Origin of the sequence: Bradyrhizobium barranii subsp. apii (assembly GCF_011516635.5) — a bacterium.
Taxonomy (GTDB): domain Bacteria; phylum Pseudomonadota; class Alphaproteobacteria; order Rhizobiales; family Xanthobacteraceae; genus Bradyrhizobium; species Bradyrhizobium barranii.
Map to the genome: position 1 here is coordinate 9342341 of NZ_CP096255.1, position 16832 is coordinate 9359172.

Annotated in this window: 12 protein-coding genes and 5 pseudogenes; 10 read left to right on the forward strand and 7 right to left on the reverse strand. The window is 61.1% G+C overall.

Annotated features, from left to right (window positions below; all coding sequences use genetic code 11):
• Window positions 1-746 precede the first annotated feature (746 nt).
• Together HAP41_RS44570 and HAP41_RS50980 are read left to right on the forward strand one after the other, a co-directional pair.
• Complete coding sequence (locus HAP41_RS44570; RefSeq protein WP_166072483.1) at window positions 747-917, forward strand: hypothetical protein; 171 nt, start codon at window positions 747-749, stop codon at window positions 915-917.
• A 182-nt stretch (window positions 918-1099) separates the two neighbouring features.
• Complete coding sequence (locus HAP41_RS50980) at window positions 1100-1318, forward strand: DUF7694 domain-containing protein (protein WP_420840919.1); 219 nt, start codon at window positions 1100-1102, stop codon at window positions 1316-1318.
• Between the two features lie 611 nt (window positions 1319-1929).
• Here the strand turns inward: HAP41_RS50980 and HAP41_RS44575 are convergent.
• Window positions 1930-2733, reverse strand: a pseudogene (locus HAP41_RS44575) (IS1380 family transposase); the annotation flags it as partial.
• Window positions 2734-2816: 83 nt separating this feature from the next.
• Here HAP41_RS44575 and tnpA point away from each other — a divergent pair.
• Genes tnpA through HAP41_RS44595 form a run of 4 tightly spaced genes read left to right on the forward strand, consistent with a single transcriptional unit; the run spans window position 2817 to window position 5802 of the window.
• Window positions 2817-3239, forward strand: coding sequence for an IS66-like element accessory protein TnpA (tnpA, locus tag HAP41_RS44580; protein ID WP_166055731.1), 423 nt, complete (start codon window positions 2817-2819; stop codon window positions 3237-3239).
• Window positions 3233-3586 carry an IS66 family insertion sequence element accessory protein TnpB gene (gene tnpB, locus HAP41_RS44585; protein ID WP_166065968.1) on the forward strand — a complete coding sequence of 118 codons (354 nt, stop codon included), beginning with the start codon at window positions 3233-3235 and terminating at the stop codon, window positions 3584-3586. Before tnpA ends, tnpB begins: the two co-directional genes overlap by 7 nt.
• Window positions 3587-3637: 51 nt before the next feature.
• The gene (gene tnpC / locus HAP41_RS44590) at window positions 3638-5203 is read left to right on the forward strand and encodes an IS66 family transposase (RefSeq protein WP_166055670.1); all 1566 of its coding nucleotides are present in this window, start codon (window positions 3638-3640) and stop codon (window positions 5201-5203) included.
• Window positions 5200-5802 carry a plasmid pRiA4b ORF-3 family protein gene (locus HAP41_RS44595; RefSeq protein WP_166055583.1) on the forward strand — a complete coding sequence of 201 codons (603 nt, stop codon included), beginning with the start codon at window positions 5200-5202 and terminating at the stop codon, window positions 5800-5802. The genes tnpC and HAP41_RS44595 overlap by 4 nt, the downstream gene beginning before the upstream one ends.
• A gap of 42 nt (window positions 5803-5844) precedes the next feature.
• Here HAP41_RS44595 and HAP41_RS44600 read toward each other — a convergent pair.
• Window positions 5845-6364 (reverse strand): annotated as a pseudogene (locus HAP41_RS44600) (transposase); the annotation flags it as partial.
• Between the two features lie 924 nt (window positions 6365-7288).
• On the opposite strand from HAP41_RS44600, the gene HAP41_RS44605 reads away from it, so the two are divergent.
• From HAP41_RS44605 to HAP41_RS44615, 3 genes and pseudogenes are all read left to right on the forward strand, one after another.
• Window positions 7289-7738 carry an RICIN domain-containing protein gene (locus tag HAP41_RS44605; RefSeq protein ID WP_166072413.1) on the forward strand — a complete coding sequence of 150 codons (450 nt, stop codon included), beginning with the start codon at window positions 7289-7291 and terminating at the stop codon, window positions 7736-7738.
• 1236 nt (window positions 7739-8974) lie between these two features.
• Window positions 8975-9151: a glycosyl hydrolase family 28 protein gene (locus HAP41_RS44610; protein ID WP_248577157.1), complete on the forward strand. Its 177-nt coding sequence runs from the start codon at window positions 8975-8977 to the stop codon at window positions 9149-9151.
• A 190-nt stretch (window positions 9152-9341) separates the two neighbouring features.
• A pseudogene (locus HAP41_RS44615) lies at window positions 9342-10089 on the forward strand (IS5 family transposase).
• Window positions 10090-10793: 704 nt separating this feature from the next.
• Here HAP41_RS44615 and HAP41_RS44620 read toward each other — a convergent pair.
• The 3 genes and pseudogenes from HAP41_RS44620 to istA all read right to left on the reverse strand — a co-directional run.
• A pseudogene (locus HAP41_RS44620) lies at window positions 10794-11167 on the reverse strand (transposase); the annotation flags it as partial.
• A 106-nt stretch (window positions 11168-11273) separates the two neighbouring features.
• The gene (gene istB / locus HAP41_RS44625; protein WP_166063422.1) at window positions 11274-12035 is read right to left on the reverse strand and encodes an IS21-like element helper ATPase IstB; all 762 of its coding nucleotides are present in this window, start codon (window positions 12033-12035) and stop codon (window positions 11274-11276) included.
• Window positions 12036-12051: 16 nt separating this feature from the next.
• Window positions 12052-13593, reverse strand: a complete 1542-nt coding sequence (gene istA / locus HAP41_RS44630; protein ID WP_166063394.1) for an IS21 family transposase — start codon at window positions 13591-13593, stop codon at window positions 12052-12054.
• Window positions 13594-13763: 170 nt separating this feature from the next.
• On the opposite strand from istA, the pseudogene HAP41_RS44635 reads away from it, so the two are divergent.
• Window positions 13764-13961, forward strand: a pseudogene (locus tag HAP41_RS44635) (IS3 family transposase); the annotation flags it as partial.
• Here HAP41_RS44635 and HAP41_RS44640 read toward each other — a convergent pair.
• Window positions 13931-16000, reverse strand: a complete 2070-nt coding sequence (locus HAP41_RS44640) for a recombinase family protein (protein ID WP_166065785.1) — start codon at window positions 15998-16000, stop codon at window positions 13931-13933. The pseudogene HAP41_RS44635 and the gene HAP41_RS44640 sit on opposite strands and share 31 nt — an antisense overlap.
• Window positions 15990-16160: a hypothetical protein gene (locus HAP41_RS44645; RefSeq protein WP_206706209.1), complete on the reverse strand. Its 171-nt coding sequence runs from the start codon at window positions 16158-16160 to the stop codon at window positions 15990-15992. The genes HAP41_RS44640 and HAP41_RS44645 overlap by 11 nt, the downstream gene beginning before the upstream one ends.
• Window positions 16161-16832: the final 672 nt, after the last annotated feature.

Genomic DNA, 16832 nt, shown 5'->3' on the forward strand with positions numbered 1-16832 from the left:
TCCAAAGGACTAACTCGTCATGTCGGATCATCCTCGCGAGGAGCCGTAGGATGCTATCAACTCGATCCGAAACACATTGTGCCAAGCATTCACGAGCTAGACGCGCCCGTTCGAATTTTTGGTCCGACAAGTTCTTCATGGTCACATAGATGACGTATTGGCATTGTTTCAGGCTCCGCTAGCGGCGAGAGCTGCGAATGATTCAAGTGCTGCCACGTCACAAGGCCGCATCGGGCCAAAGCCGATATTGCTTTTGCGTCGCGTCAGTCCGTGCGGCGTGACGTCGTTTCGGCGAGCCATAATCGAGTGCACAAACGGATATCGGATGCGACATCAGAACAGGAGGGATGAAGTGATACGCGTCGATTGACAAATTTCATATTGCCGAGATGCATCCTCGAGACTTGAACGGAAAGGCTAATGAACACTCGTTTTGCAAGTGCGGGAAATCGAGCGCGGATCTTACCTTGCTGAAGCGCACTCTGTCCGGCGCCGGGTGATCAGCGCCCGCGGGCATGGGTAAGTAAGATGTGTCGCCAAAAGCGCGCTTCGTGACCGAGTTGTCTGGCGGGGCTGGTTACCCCATCGGGTGTTCGTGAGTGTGGAGGTCAATTCCGCGGATGAATCGGATTGAGCACTTCGTGCATTGCCGGCCTTTCATGCAATCGGGGAGTGCAGTGAAGGCGTTCGTCGGGTGCTTGAAGAGGATGTGAGCTGCCGAGAACTAAGTAATGGGAGAACAAGTGATGATGGACATCTGCGGCTTTCTCAGCAGATGGTTCGCTGGAGAGTGGTGCTCGACCGCTACGCTGCTGACGGAGCTTGCGCTGGCTCATGAGTTGCCAAACAACGTCATCTACGTCGACTTCAAAGCGATCCGTAAAGCAAAGGAGGGTGCGTGCGAGCGCAGATCATAGAGAAGCTGGAAGCCGGCCGCGTACGATCCGGCAAGTTCGCCAGCGTACCAGGATCAGGCCCCGGTGGGCTGTTCTTGGTGCAGGGCCCTTGCGGGAGTGAACTGAAAATCAGTGGCTTTGTCCGTCCGGGCTGGGAGCAGGTCGCCGTTTCGACGCCGCGGCGTTGTCCGAACTGGCAAGAGATGTGCTTTGTCAAAGACTTGTTCTGGGATGAGGAGGAATGCGTCATGCAATTGCATCCGCCGCATTCGCAGTATGTCAATAACAGCCGGTACTGCCTTCACCTCTGGAGACCCACTGATCGGCACATCCCAAGGCCGCCGCCGAGCTTTGTAGGTATTGTTGGGCTAGGACCATCCGAAGCGGCAATGTTGTCTGCTAAGATTCGCGCGACGGTATGATGGTTTAGAGGACGAGGCAGAGCGGGTGCAGAAAGATCGGTTCGGCGTCGCCGGAAGGCCGTGCAACCAGCTCACGTCGCAAGTGTTCTTCTGTGTGCGACGGACGGGAGGTCAACCCGGGATCACTGCCGCCAAGCGAGAGGCGGCAGTGGAGAGGATGTCTCACGCGGCTGGCCTCAGGGGGAGCTTCGACGACTTCTTGGCGATAATTCGCGCCGTCGGAGTGATTATCAGGTCCGCAAGTCGGTCATCGCGCATCTCTCGTAGTCAGCCTGACCACCCGCCTTCGCGGGGCAAGCGCATCATGATCTATTCGCAAACGATATCGCGCGGCGAGCGGCCGCATTAGTGCTTCAGCCCTTGGTTCAGCACTTTGAGACCGATTCTGTGCCCGCGGCAGCCGACTTCAGCTTCCCAAGCGGAAGCTGAGAGCGGAGCTTTGGCTAACCCGTCCTATTCGTGAGAGTGCTTTTTTAGTCCGCTTGATGTGGCCACACATCTGCTCTGACGAGGCGCGCGGGATTGCCTTCGGCTTTTCACCGCCTGACGACCGGCACTTTGCAACGCGCTTGAGGTGTAGGTTGGGCGAACGGGGGCGGACGCCTCGCCGGTCAAGGACCGAGCGGCAGCAGCGCGCCTGGCAAGCCGCGGATCAGGTCGGCTTCGGGACATGCCGCGGCAAACGCAAGGCGAATGCGGCTCGTGGTCTCGACGACACGGGCAGCGAGTTTCAAGAGACGAAGACGCAGCGTCGCGAACTCGGCTGTGGCCAATTCCCGGGCTTTGGGAATCGCGTCGCGCACGGTCAGCATCAGCCAATAAGCGGCGGTGTCGAGAACGAGGCGGACTTGATTGGCGAGCGCCGAACGGCAGCTGGTGCGATCGGAGGCGAGCTGCGTCTTATGCAGCTTGATCAGATTCTCGGCTTGGCCGCGCGCGCAATACAGGCTGTCGTAGATCCACTCGGCCGAGCCGACATCGAGGCTGGTGACGACGAAACGGATGTCGAGGCCGAGCATCGTCGCCTCAATACGGGCGACGGTACGTCGTTCGCGATCCCAGGACTTTGCCTTGTGGCGCGTCTCGGTATAGCCACGCAGAACCGGCAGGTTCTCGATGGTGCGTCGCGTGCGGATGCCGTCGGCGGCCTCGTCGACTTTTCTGGCGAGCGGCTTGGTGCCGGACAGACCGAAGATGTAGTCGATGCCGTTGGTCTCGCACCACGCCATTGCCTCCGGCCGGGCATAGCGCCCGTCGCCACGGAACGTAATTCGCGTGTTGTGCCACCGCGTCCGGATATGCCGTATCAGGCGGCGCAGATGGGCACGCACCTCGACGCCGCCCGGCGTCTTGCCGGGCCGCAGCACGACCGCCACGGGCCGGCTCTTCTCCGTGTCGTAGACGTAGATCGTAAGCGTAGCGCCGAGGCCCGTCTGATTGTTTGTGCGGAGTCTTGAGAGCACCGTTAGAAGAGTCATCTTCTGGAAGGGTGCTCACAATGGACGACCATTCTGACGACATAAGACGACCGTTGTCACCGCGTATTGAAGTGTTCGCTGGCGCAGGTCGAAAGCGCTGGCCGGATGATTTGAAGGCGCAGATTGCGGCGGAAAGCCTCGAACCGGGGGCGGTTGTAACAGACGTCGCTCGTCGCCATGGCTGCCGGCCCCAGCAGGTGCATGATTGGCGGCGCCGGGCGCGTTTGGGCCAGTTGGTATTGCCGGCGTCGGCGGACACGCTGTCGTTCGTGCCGGTGGTGTCGGAATTAGCGTTGCCTGCGGCCGCAGAGCCCTCCGGTTCGCCGGAAGCAGCCATTGTTACGGTTGAGTTCCAGGGCGCGCGCGTGGAGGTGCGCGGGGCGCCTGGCCTTGCTGCGTTGAGCGATGTGTTCATTGCGCTGCGACGGACACGTTCATGCTGACGATGCCGGCGAGCCTCATGATCTACGTGGCGACGCAACCTGTGGACTTCAGGAAGGGTGCAGAGGGCTTGGCGCTGCTGGCGAAGGATACGCTGGGCCATGACCCGATGAAGGGCGTGGCGGTGGTGTTCCGTGCGAAGCGCGCCGATCGGGTGAAGATCGTCGTCTGGGATGGCAGCGGCCTTGTGATGTACTGGAAGCGGCTCGATGGCAGCGGCTTCAAATGGCCACCCATCGTGGCCGGTGTGATGCGGATGAATGGGGCCCAGCTGTCAGCACTGCTGGCCGGCATGGATTGGACGCGCATGCACGCGCCTCGGATCCCGCAGCCGAAAGCGCTTGCGTAAAAATGCAAATCATCGCTGCATCGTGACGCGAAGCATGGCAAGCTCGGGCCAATGAGTGATTTGCCTGATGAGCTACCGAGCGATCCAGCCGAGTTGCGTGCCTTTGCCGCGGCTCTGCTGGATCGCTGCGCCCGGCTCGAGCGGTTGCTCAAGCTTGCGAAAGATGCGCAGTTCGGTCGGTCCTCGGAAAAGCTGGACGCTGATCAGCTGCAGCTTGTTCTGGAGGATATCGATCAGGCCGTTGCGGCTCTCGAAGCCGCCGAGAATCGTGCCAATCCCAAAACAGGCGAGAAGAGAGCTGCCGCGCGCAGAGCCAACCGTGGTCAGCTGCCGGAGCATTTGCCGCGCGTCATCGAGACTATGATGCCGGCCGAGAGCTGCTGCCCGTCTTGTAAGGGCAACCTCTTCGAGATTGGTCAGGATGAGAGCCAGAGGCTCGACGTCGTTCCGGCGCAGTATCGCGTCATCATCACCCGCCGTCCCAAGCTGGCCTGCCGCGCCTGTCATGGCGTCGTCCTGCAGCACGCGGCTCCCGAGCGATTGATCAGGGGAGGATTGCCCACCGAGCGGCTGGTCGCGCATGTGATCGATGCCAAGTATCACTGGCATTTGCCGCTTTACCGCCAGGCGCAGATGCTGGCGACGCACGGAATAGCGCTGGATCGTTCCACGCTCGCCTTCTGGGTCGGCTATGCCGCCCAGGAATTGAAGCCCGTGTGGCATCGTCTGCGCCAGCTTCTGCTCGCCTCCTCGAAGCTCTGTGTCGATGAGACCCCGGCGCCGGTGCTGGATCCGGGGCGCGGCAGAACAAAAACCGGCTACTTCTGGGCGCTGTCACGCGATGACAGGCCTTGGGCCGGACCTGATCCGCCTGGGGTAGTCTATGCCTATGCACCGGGCCGCGGCGCCGTTCATGGCTTGCGGCTGCTGGAGGGCTATCGCGGCATCATCCACTGCGACGGCTATCAGGCTTACAAGACCATGACCCGAGAGACGCGTGCGGACGCCCTGTCCGGGACGCTCGCCTTCTGCTGGTCGCATCTGCGGCGCCAGTTTGTGAAGATCGAGCGGGAGGCTGCGCCTGCGCCAGCTCCGGTTGCCCGCGAGGCTCTTGAGCGCATCGCCCAGCTTTACGCGGTCGAGAAGGCCCTCCGCGGCCGATCTGCGGACGAGCGCCGTGCTGGCCGACAAGCGCATACCCGGCCTCTGGTTGCAGCCTTGAAGCAGTGGTTTGAGGCCAAGCTCGATCACCTTGCGCAGAAGAGCGACACGGCGAAGGCTTTGCGCTATGCACTACGTCATTGGGACGGCCTGACGCTCTATCTTGATGATGGGCGCATCGAAATGGACACGAATGCTGTCGAGCGTGCGATGCGACCGATCAAGCTCAACGCCAAGAACTCTCTTTTTGCCGGTTGCGACGAAGGCGCCGGGAATTGGGCATTGCTGGCTTCGCTCATTGAGACCTGTAAGCTCAATGGCGTCAGTGCCGAGCACTGGCTCGCTGACGTTCTCGCCAAGCTCGTCAATGGTTGGCCTGCAGCGCGACTGGACGAACTGCTTCCCTGGGCGTCGACCTATACGATGCATACACGCGATCCGAGGCTGGCGGCATGAGCCTGAACACGACCGCGGTCCGGATCAAGGTGACCCTCAAGGATGTGAAGCCGGAGGTGATGCGTCGCCTTGTCGTACCCGTCACCCTGCGCCTTGATCGGCTGCATCTGACGCTTCAGGAGGCATTCGGCTGGACGAACAGTCACCTCTTCGAGTTCTTTGCTGGTGAGGCACATTGGGGGATTCCCGACCCCGACAATGATTACGGTCACCAGCCCATGGATGCCCGCAAAGCGCGGCTGTGCGATATCGTTCGCGAGACCGGCGCCAAGACGATCCACTATCTCTATGACTTCGGCGACAGCTGGGACCATGTGATCAAGCTCGAAAAATGGTTCGAGAACACCACGACGGAGGGGCTTCCCTTCCTGCTCGAGGCCGCCGGTCGTTGTCCTCCGGAAGACGTCGGCGGTGCGCCAGGCTATGCCGAATACCTCGCCGCCATCAGCGACCCCGCCCATCCCGAGCACGGACACATGCGCCTCTGGGGCCCGGAGCGGTTCGATCCCAACGTCGTCGACCGGAAGGCACTCGAAGCCGCCGTCAACGCGTTGTCCGACACAAGGAAGCCGCGGCGACGCGCCACGCGAACAAAATAGGCGTCAAGCGCCATTCAAAAGGGCCGCAGAGCTACGCTTACCGTAGATCGGCAGGAAGCAGCGTTCGTCATAATGAGCGTTGAACAGCGAGAGCTGCTGATGGCCGTGGACGACATCGCAGGTATCATCGATGTCGAGCGTGACGGATGCCGGCTCGCGCGGGTAGCTATCCATCCATGCGTCGAAGGCGCGGAGCATTCTCCAGCCGCGACAGCGTCGGTTGGGAACACAGATCGCGACCCGTGTCCGGCAGCCGTCCGCAGGCCAGCTTGAATGCGGGATCGGACCGCAGATGATCGAGGTCGTCGGCGTCCTCGTAGCCGCAGCAGATCGCGAACATGCGCGCGCGGAACATATCGACAAGGCTGTGCACGACCCGCGTCGGATCGCGCCGATCCGGGAACACGCGGGCCAAATTGTCGGCCAAGCCGAGGCGCCGCTCGGCCATCGCCAGAAGCATCACGCCCCCGTTCGAGGTCAGCCGACCGCCATCGAAGGCAGCTGTGACTTTCTTGGCGTGAACGGCTGGAAACGAGAAGGGCAGAATCGTATCATCGGTCATGGCGGCCGTGCTGTTCGCGGCTGAAGGTGATGGGGTTGGCTTTGCAACCGAATCCTACGCCGCTTCAGCGCTTTACACCACGCTCGCCAGCCTCTCGGGCGCCCTCTGACGAATAAGACGGGTTAAGCGCGTTTGTTTCTTTGCCCCACTTCGTTCATTTGCTTGCACGTGATGACGGGCATGTCCGAAAGCTGATACTGATTGACCGCGAGAAGCCTCCGGGCGCTGTGAAAGCACATCGTTTTCCCTCGAACATCCAATGACCGTCTGGCACGCAAGTTGCTGAGATATCGACGGCTTGGGTGCTTCTACGTTAGTGACGCTTACGAGACAATCAAGCCCTTTCGTAGCGCCAACTCGCACGGGCGGCGATCCACCCCACCGTCCGTGCGTCTTTACTGTTGATCGGTCTCAGCCATCCATCACAGGGGATCATGCCGTGACCCGCGAAGAGGCTCTGACAAAGGCGATAGCGGCGCTTAAAGAATGGTCGGAGGGGAATATCTCGATTAGCGACGTGCTCGACGCGATTGTAGAGCTTCACAAGACTGTTCAGCCACCCGAGCCCCCAAAGCCACCAAAACAGAAAGGCCTTTCATAGCATTCCGCTCTCTATTGCCTGCGTGCGTACAAGGGCGAGATGCAGCCGTGATGGCGCGCTCGTGCGTGCGGTTGTCGAAGAGCTATTCCATTGAACCTGAACTCGCGACGTCCATCGTTATTTTGAGGATAGCCAAAGTACGTGGTCTTGAATGCCGTGATCGAGAACAGCGCAAGCGTTGCTCGAGTAGCCTCTTCCCAGAGCACAACGCAGCCGTGGCATGTCATTTGCTTAGATCACAACGAAGGCTCAAACGCCCAGCCCCCTCTGCGTGCTGGATAGGACTCGCCTTCGCAAGCTCAGCAAACCAACAGGAGGAAAATATGGGTCTTTACCTTATCGAGTACAAACAAGACCGAAACTTCGTGCTCGGCGTGAAGGATCAGCAAGACGGTGCGGCGGTCGTGCTACGGAAGAAAGATACGCCTCTCCGTTACGTTCTCTGGGACCTCAACTTCGATACTGGAGCGATTACACTGAACTCGAGCGGGGGCAATCTCGCGGTCGGCACCGATCGCGTCGCGCCGGAGGCTCTCCTCTCGCTCAAAGTGTATAACCCAGCCATCCAAAGTCAGCGGTGGGAATTTCTCAAGAGCCCCGGCTTCATCCTTAGCCTCCCGGATAACAGTCTGTGTATCGATAATAAGACCCGTGGCACGAGTGACGGCAACCCGGTTTGGCTGTTCAAGTTCAACGGCTCGCCCGCGCAGCAATGGAACTTCGTTCCCTTGATGAACCTGCGGGCCTTGGAAGTTGCGGAGAATGCGGCCTGACGCCGTTCGGCCGCTCGGCTCCTCAATGGCGACGGGTAGCGGTACGCGACAATGCGGCGGCGAGCATTCCGGTTGTGAATATTCGCCGCCACAGAACCGGACGTTGCGCAGCGGTGCAACAGGTGGAATAGCATTGATCCGAGATCTGCGCACTCGATGGTGTGTGTTTGGTAAGTCCGCCCAGACCACTTGCAGTATGAGCCATTTCAGCCCAGTGATCGAAGACGTCGGTTGTCCGAAGCCCGACGTCGGTATCCAGACAGCGCGCCGAGAGGTGCCGCGATTCGTCAAAAACGGCGGTCGGCGTCACTGGCACGTCGGTTGCTCGATGTGCCGAGCGTCCGCTGCGGCGACTATTGCGATCTCGCGGCACCTGATCTGTGAGTCAGATGAAACTTGCTCGTTCATTTCAAGCGGTCAGCGAGCTGCATCGGAGACGCAGCCTCGCCTGGCAAGCTCTCTATCTTCCGGTGCGGCTTCGGTCCTGCGCCGAGGATGAGATTGCTCTGTACGGTATCGACGAATGGTGATCCTAAACGTGCTACGCACAATTCGAGCAACTTGCTGTGAACAGTGCCTCAAGTCGTTCTGGCAAAGGTCCACCTGCGCCGGAGATCGACAGTCCGAGGCTTTGAGGATTGTAGTCATCTGCAGATCGGAGACCGTACGTAAATGACCATTGAGCCGATCGAGGATAATTGGCGGCTTGAAGAGGAATCGAGGCGACGAGACGAGATCAAAGTCAAGCTCCTTCGCGCGCGATCGGATGTGGCCAGGTACCAAGCAGAATTGACAGAGCTCGAGCAAACGCCGAAGCGTGAAGACGGCTCATCGATCTGCTCTGGGACACTTCAGCGCACGTGCGCAGGAGGTCGGAGAGCATAACGTGCGACCACGTCAATTGGAGCCTGTCTTGGATCCCGCTAACCTGCGAGCGGATGCTGGGGGCAGCGTCCAACCGAGCGACAGCTGGAAGTAGGCTGCCAACCGGGTCTTCGCAACAGGGGCTTGGCTTGGTGCAATGGCTGAGCGGTGTAGAGCGCAAGAATTCGCGCACAAGTGCAAGTGGCGAGAAGCCAAGCCACGAACGCTCACGCGCGTGACAAGTGTTGGGATCAGCCGTTTTGACCGGCTCATCTTTGTTCGCTCACAAGCAAGGTGCTGTCGCCGGGTTGCAAGGTTCACGTCTCGCGCCGCCGCGATCAGACTGAGAGCGGCAATCAGAACGCCCCGCGTTTGATCCAGATCGATCAGGCGCAGAACATCACGTTCTATGGTGTCACGCTACGCAATGCGCCCAATTTCCACGTCGCGATGAACAGGGTCGGAGGTGCCACCTTTTGGGGGCTCACGATCGGTGCGCCGGCCGAGGCCCGCAACACCGACGGCATCGACCCTGGCGCAGGCCCATAGGCGTTAAAATAGGATTGCGTGTTGAATTTGTATGTGATTCCAAGAAGGGATGAGACACGAATCGCTTGTGAACGAAGACTGGGCGCGTGTTGTTGCTCGGCTTGGTGGGGCTGAGGCTCTAGGTGGTTTGGACTCTAGGGATTTCCTTTTAGGCGCAAATCAGATTCAAGGCTGCTTTGGGGAGGCAGTCTTGGGTGTGATGGACTGCTTGGTATTAAGCGACGCGGCTTGGGAGCGGATGGCGCCGCTGATTATAGGTCGCCCCGACCAGAAGGGCTCCACTTGGCGCGACAATCGGATGTTCGTGGAAGGTGTACTTTGGATTGTTCGCACGGGCTCTCCCTGGCGTGATCTCCCGGAGGCGTTCGGGGATTGGAACAGCGTGTTCTCCGGCGCTTCAGTCGATGGAGCATCAAGGGCGTCTGGTGGCGGATCTTCGAGGCGATGTCCGATGATCCTGACTTCGAATATCTGATCGTCGATTCAACCATCGTCCGGGCGCATCAGCACGCCGCCGGGGCCAAAAAAGGGGGTCTGAAGATCAGGCGATCGGCCGCTCGCGCGGGGGGCTGAGCACCAAGATACATATGGCCGTTCGTGGCTTGGGATGTCCCGTACGGTTCGCGCTGACCGCAGGCCAGAAGGGCGATGCACCGCAAGCTGCCGCATTGATCGAGGGACTACCTGCCGAGGTCGTCATGGCCGACACGGCCTATGACGCCGATCATTTGCGCCAAGCCATCGCCGCCAAGGGCGCGCTCGCCGTCATCCCCAACAACCCGTCACGCGCACTCAAATACCCGCTGGACAAGCACCTCTTCGAATGCTGCTTCTCAAAGCTCAAGCAGTTCCGCCGCGTCGCAACCCGCTTCGAAAAGACCGCCCGAGATTACCTAGCCGTCGTCACTCTCGCAGCCATCGTTCTTTGGATGCGGTAAGTGTCCACACGACCTAGAGGTTAGCGCGCGCGAGACGAAGGCGTTTGTTCGTCCGCGCGAGATCACCAATGCGGTTGATTTGCTGCGGCTGATACTTGCGTATTGTCTGGGCACGCGGGGTCTGCGGCTGACGGCGGCGTGGGCGACGTCGGTGGGCCTTGTCGGCATCTCCAACGTGGCTTTGTTGTATCGCTTGCGTCAGTCCGGAGATTGGCTGGCGCAACTGATAGGTCAGGCACTTGCGAGTGGTGCGCCGAAGGCAAGCCGCGGTCGGCTGATCCGCATCGTTGATGCCACGACGGTCCCCAAAGCGGGACCGAGGGCAGGCAAAACAACGCAGTGTGGCGTATCCACAGTGCGTCGATGCCGGCGCGGACTTCGTGATCCGCGCGGGCTGGAAGAGCGCGCGTTGGCTGGATCGCAACGGCAACCTTGTCGGTCTCATCGCAGAGCTGCGCAAGGCCTTGGCAGGCGGCATGATCGATCGACCGATCTGGATAGAGCGCAAGTCCGGCGCGCAACCGCTTGCTGTGCGCTTGGTCGCGGTCAAAAAGCAGGCGCATGCGGCCGCGGAGGCGCGACGCAAGGCACGCAAGACGGCCCAGAAGGGAGGCCATCAACTCTCCAGGCAAACACTTGAGGCCGCTGATTGGGTAATCCTGGCGACCTCGCTCAAGGGCTAGGACTTCACGGCCGCTGACGTCATTGCCCTCTACCGGCTTCACGCTCTTCATCGAGGCCCAGGCCTCGATCAGCGTGCCATCGACCGAGAAGTGATCGCTCGACAGCAGCTTCTTCACCTTGGGCTGCGCCAGCACCGCCGCGAGGAACTTGGCCGCGATGTCGCCTTCCGGCAACCGGTCGCGGTTTTTCGAGAACACCGAATGGTCCCAGGCTCCGTCGTCGACGCCAATTCCGACGAACCAGCGGAACAGCAGGTCGTATTCCAGCCGTTCGATCAAAAGCCGCTCCGAACGGATCGAATAAACGCTTGCAACAGCATCGCCCGCAGCAACTTCTCCGGCGGGATCGACGGCCGCCAAATCGGCGAATAGAGCGCGGTAAACTCGCGCTCCAGCGTCGACTGCATATTTCAGTGATCGTGAGCAGCGATTTCGCGCGATCATGAGCGCCGAATTCAGACGATCGTGAGCAGCCTCGCTCCGGCCGAGGCGGTGATAGGGTCAGCGTTCTGGCTGCTCGTCAAGGGTGATGGTTTTGGCGTTGCGTTTTCGCATGCTTTCGCCAGCAAGCTGGAGGCGGTGAGCGTTGTGGACGAGGCGATCCAGAATCGCGTCGCCTAGCGTGGGATCTCCGATAACTTCGTGCCATGTGTCCACAGGGAGTTGGCTGGTTACGATGGTGGAGGAGCGGCCATGGCGATCGTCAAGGATTTCCAGTAGATCGCGCCGCTCGGCAGCGGTGAGCACCGACAATCCCCAATCATCCAAAATCAGAACCTGGGCGCGGCCAAGGGTTTTGAGCAAGCGGGCATAACGTCCATCGCCCCGCGCGAGCCCCAACGCTTCGAACAATCTTGGGACGCGGTGATAGAGGACCGAGCGATTATCTCGGCAGGCCTTGTGGCCGAGGGCACAGGCTAACCAACTTTTGCCCAATCCGGTCGCCCCGGTTATGAGCAAATTCTCGTGGCGATCGATCCAGTCGCCGCTGGCGAGCTTGGCGAAGACGGCCCGGTCGATACCCCGCGGCGTGCGCAAATCGACGTCCTCCACGCAGGCATTCTGGCGGAGCGAGGCCAGCTTGAGGCGCGTGGTGAGCCGCCTGGTGTCGCGTTCCGCCGCTTCCCGGTCGACCAGCAGGCCGATGCGATCTTCGAACGGCAAGGCTTCGAGATCAGGCGATCGTCGCTGCTCCTCGAAGGCCTTGGCCATGCCGCTCAAGCCGAGCTCGATCAGGCGTTCGTGGGTGGGATGGTTGAGCATACAGGTCTCCTTGGCTTCAGTGAAAATAATCGCGGCCGCGGATGTTGCCGTGGCGCAGGGGTTGGTGTTCGGAGGGCTCGTCGAGAAAGGTACGATCCAGACCGTTCTGGAGGATGGAGCGGATCGAGGCGACGGATCGCGCCTTGATCAGAATGCCGCGCCGGCAGGCCGCTTCGACGCGCTCCGCGCTGTAGCTTTTGACCAGTGACAGAATGCCGAGGCAGGTGCGAAAGCCTTGCTCGGGATGCGGCCGGGCCGCGATCACGGCCTGGAAGAAGGCGGCGGTCGACGGACCGATCCGCTCGCCGGCGACGATCACTCCGGCGGGCGTCCATTGACCGTAGCGCCGATGGGCGCTGGGCATATGGTCGGCGATGGTGGTGTGGCCCCGCCGGTTGGGCGCGCGGGCGTGGCTGGCGATCCTGCGGCCGTTGTGGAAGATCTCGACCGTTCTGTCATCGATGCGTGCGTCGACAAGCTCACGGATGAGCCGATACGGCGCGGAATACCAGTGTCCATCGATCTCGATATGATAGTCGGGGCCGATCCGGCATCGCTTCCAGCGTGCGAAAGCGTAAGCCTGGTCCGGCAGCTTTGTAAGCTTGGGCTTGTCGAGCTCGGCGAACAGTTCGGCGCGACTGGCGCCAAAGTCGCGCATCTGCCTTGCATTGAGTTCGACGACGAGTGTTTTGATGGCTGCGTTCAGCTCCGCCAACGAAAAGAAGCGTTGGTTGCGCAGCCGCGCCAGAATCCATCGCTGGGCGACTTGCACCGCAACTTCGACCTTTGCCTTATCTTTTGGGCGCCGCGGCCGGGCTGCGAGAATGGCCGTGCCGTAATGGCTCGCCATCTCGGCATAGGTTCGGTTGAGGCCGGGATCGTGGCGGTCGGGATTGGTGACGGCGGCCTTGAGATTGTCGCAGACTACGAATGTCGGCACGCCGCCGAGGAAGGCGAAAAGATTGATGTGGACCCGGATCCAGTCGGCGAGCCCCTCGCTTGGACAGGCCTCGGCATAGGTATAGTTGGAGGCGCCCATCGCCGCGACGAACAGCTTCATCGACTGCACTTCCCCGTTTGAGGGATCGATGACGTCGATGGTGTCGCCGGCGAAATCCACGAAAACCTTCTCGCCGCCCAGATGCGTCTGCCGCATCGAAGGCCGGGCTCGCCCCTTCCAGGCCTCGTACGTCGTGCAGAACCAGGTGTAGCCGAAGCCATCGGGATGGGTGGCGCGATACTCGTCCCACAGCAGCCGACGGGTCACGTTGCGTCGGCGCAGCTCCTTGTCGACATAGCCCCAGTCGGGAACGGCCCGCTGGGGGCTCTGCGACGCAGGCCTCGGCGCCGGGAAAAGCAGCAGCTCCAGGTCCTCGTCGCTCATTCCGGCCGGCAACGGCCACTTCAGCCCGGCAGCCCCGGCTCGGCGTAGATAGCTGTGCACGGCGCCGTTGCTGATGCCCAAGGTGCGCGCGATGGCTCGCTCCGGCAAGCCTTGAACATGTTTTAAGCGGAGAACCTCTTTGATCCGGCGCATCGACAATCTCTGGGTGGGCATCGGCCTTCCTCGTTCACTGACGAGGCAGTTCCTAAGCCGGTTGAGTTGTCGGCCGAAGCGGGCTGAGTTGCTGAAAAGCTGCTCACGATCCCGCGAAATCCGTGCTCACGATCGTCTGAAATCTCTGCTCACGATCCCCTGAAATCCGTGCTCACGATCCCGCGAAACATGCACGCAAGGCCGATTGCTACGACAACGCCCCGATGGAGAGCTTCTTTCATACGTTGAAAACCGAGCTCGTCCATCATCGCGACTACAACACCCGCGCCGAAGCCCAGCGCGATATCTTCGCCTTCATCGAGGGCTTCTACAACCGCGCATCAGAACACCCATCTGTCTATGTTGTTGAAGAGAAGAGACTTTGCTGATTGGGATGCGATCCCGTGGGGTATCTTGGGTTCTGTCGCGCTCGTTCGGCGATAGATTGAGCGGCAGTTGTTATCAGCGAGGCGCGGGCGAAGATCCACGGGCCGTCCGACAGCGGATGGAAGGCTTCGATTTCGCCGGCTTCAGCGGCCAGCCGGAGCGTCTTGGGCGCGATCTTCAGGAGCTTTGCGGCGTTGCTAAGGTTGAGCCAGGGTTCGATCCCGTCATCGGCGGGCTTGAATACCGGGAGGTGGTAGCTCGAGCGCATTGATGTGACGCGCTCGCGGGTCCAGCGATTGCCGTTGCCCGTCTTGAGGCCGTTTCGGTTGAGGAGGCCGGCAATCAGATCGTCGCTGGCGATCAGCACCAGTTGACGCACGGCTTGGATAATATCGGCGGAAGTGCTGTTGCGCTGTCCGCGCCGGCGCTTGGGCAAGCGCAACTCGCTGTGAGCGCCACCCACCCAGTGGACGATGAGAACGATCTCGGACGCCGCGTCGTCTATATCGGCCACGACCTCATGGACGAGGGTGCGTACAATGCGCTTCTTGAGACGAGCATCCGTCGTCGGCGCATCCCAGACCGTTTTGAGGTTCGAGGCCAGTACGCCGAGCGAAGCTGGATCAGCAATGGGTGCGGGCGTCGCCGCATCATGCATGGCGATCTTGCCCTCGACCTCCGCCGCGTGAGCGAGTGCCCTGTTCCAGCGCGCTTCCAGCTCACTCGCCACCAACCGGTTCGCGGGGTCAGCGGCATCGTATTGCCGGAAAGCCCGGTCGGCGGCATAGCGCGCCGCTTCCAGATCGCGACTGAGCGCATCGCGCACCTGATCCCGCCGTTCCCTGGCTCCTTCGGCGGCAGCGGTTGCAGCGGCGATAGCGCCCGGACCGACGACGCCAAGCAGTGCGTCCTCGATTGCATCATCGACACGCAATCCGCCGAAGGCGATGCAGTGGGCCCCGCCATTGTCCATCCAGGCGCGGCTGCAGCTGTAGCGCGGGATATGGTTTTCCATGCCGGAGTACCGGAGTGTGAGCTTGCGGCCGCAGCGCTTGCACCGGATCAGACCGGCCAGCAGCGCGTCCCCATGCTTGGGTGCGCCGTGATGCCGACCGGTGGGAACGTTGCTGCTGACCATGGTGCGGATCGCCTCGAACCTCTCCCAGCTCACATACCCGTCGTGGGTGTTGGGCATCAGCGCCAGCCATTCGTTCCGCGTCTTGCGGCGGATCTTCACGCTCACGCCCCCGGCGCTGTATCCCGCCGCCACAGCCGTCTTACCATAGGCATAGGCGCCGCCGTAGACCGGGTTCTCAATGATCCGGTGGATGGCGGAGTAACTCGGTCGCCGCCAGGCTGTGTCGCCGTTGGACTGCTTCACTGGTAGATCGAGATTGTACTCGTGGAGCCAGCAGAGCGCCTGTCGCGCGCTGCCCAGTTCCTCGACCTTGTCGAACACCAGCTTGATCGCTTCCTGGACACGCCGATCCGGATCTTTCTCATAACGGTCGCCGGCCTTCACGAAACCGACGGGCGCCGCCACAACCAACTCGCCCCGGCGCGCCTTCTCGTAGCGGGCCGAGAGCGAGCGTTGGCGCAACAAATCCAGTTCGTACTCGTTGAGGCTGCCCTTGAGCCCGAGTAGCAGGCGATCGTTGCCGTGCCTCGGTGCATAGATCGTCTCCTGATCGACCAGAACGGTATCGACCACGCGGCACATCTCGATGAGTTGCTGCCAATCCCGGCTGTTGCGGGCGAAGCGCGAGACCTCGCGGGCGCAAACCGCACCAACCTTACCGAGGCAAACCTCCGCTACCATTCGCTCGAAACCGGCGCGTTGCACGCCGCCGGCGGCTGAACGACCGAGATCATCATCGATCACTTCGATCTCTGACCACCCGAGTGCCGTCAGCCGGTCCCGCATGGCGTATTGCAATGCGCTGCTCTCGCGATTGTGCAACACCTGATGTGCTGAGGATTGGCGCACGTAAAGAATCGCCTTACGCTCCAGATGATGAGGCCTGACCTTGTCAGAGATCATGATCGACCCCCTTCGCGGGCGGCGTCGCTGTCATCGCAGCATGGTCGAGGATCAACTGCGTCATCAGGCTTGTGAGGGCCGCCCGGGCTTCCGCCGGCAACTCCGGCCATGCTGGCGCGCGGATGGCGCCGTTCGGCAGGCCGCTCCCGAACAGATCCATCTGTTGCTGCGGCCGCGGTTGTCGATTGTGTCGGTATCCGCTCCCTGGCATTGCCGTCTGCCGTGACATGGGTCTCTCCCCGATTCTGGTCGTGAGAGGCTCTGGATGCGCTAGAAAGCAGGGCAGCTGATGGCGTTCGATCCATCAACACCAGATCGAGAAGCGCAGAAAGCGCTGCAAGTGCGGTTATGCTGACAAATGGCCGAGCTGCCAAAAGCTCCGCCTCAGGGCATGCCGTCCGGTCGAACATCCATGCTGGAACCTCCAGCCAACGATCTGCTTGCGATCCATCCAGTGTGCAGCGGAAGGCGACATCGCCAGCCTTGTCGACGGCCCCATGAACGCAAACTCGGCAACCAAACCAAGGATGATATCGATAAAGAACCACGCGAAGAGCGGTCCTGTGGGCGTTCTCAAACCTCGTTGTACAACACGACCCGCAGGCACTCGACCATCGGCGATCTCAGCCCGCTTGAGTTCGAGCGCAAGGTGGGATTAGCTTAACCGGGTGTCCATCAAACCGGCAGCAGCTCAGAGAAGCCTTAAGTACCATGAGTGAGGCTACCGTGGCGCCGTCCTCTCCCCGCCGGGACGCAAGCTGAGGCGCTCAGCGTTTTCTTCGAGCGGGCTTTCGGACGCCAAGCGTTCGCTGAGAGGAGCAAGCGTGAATCG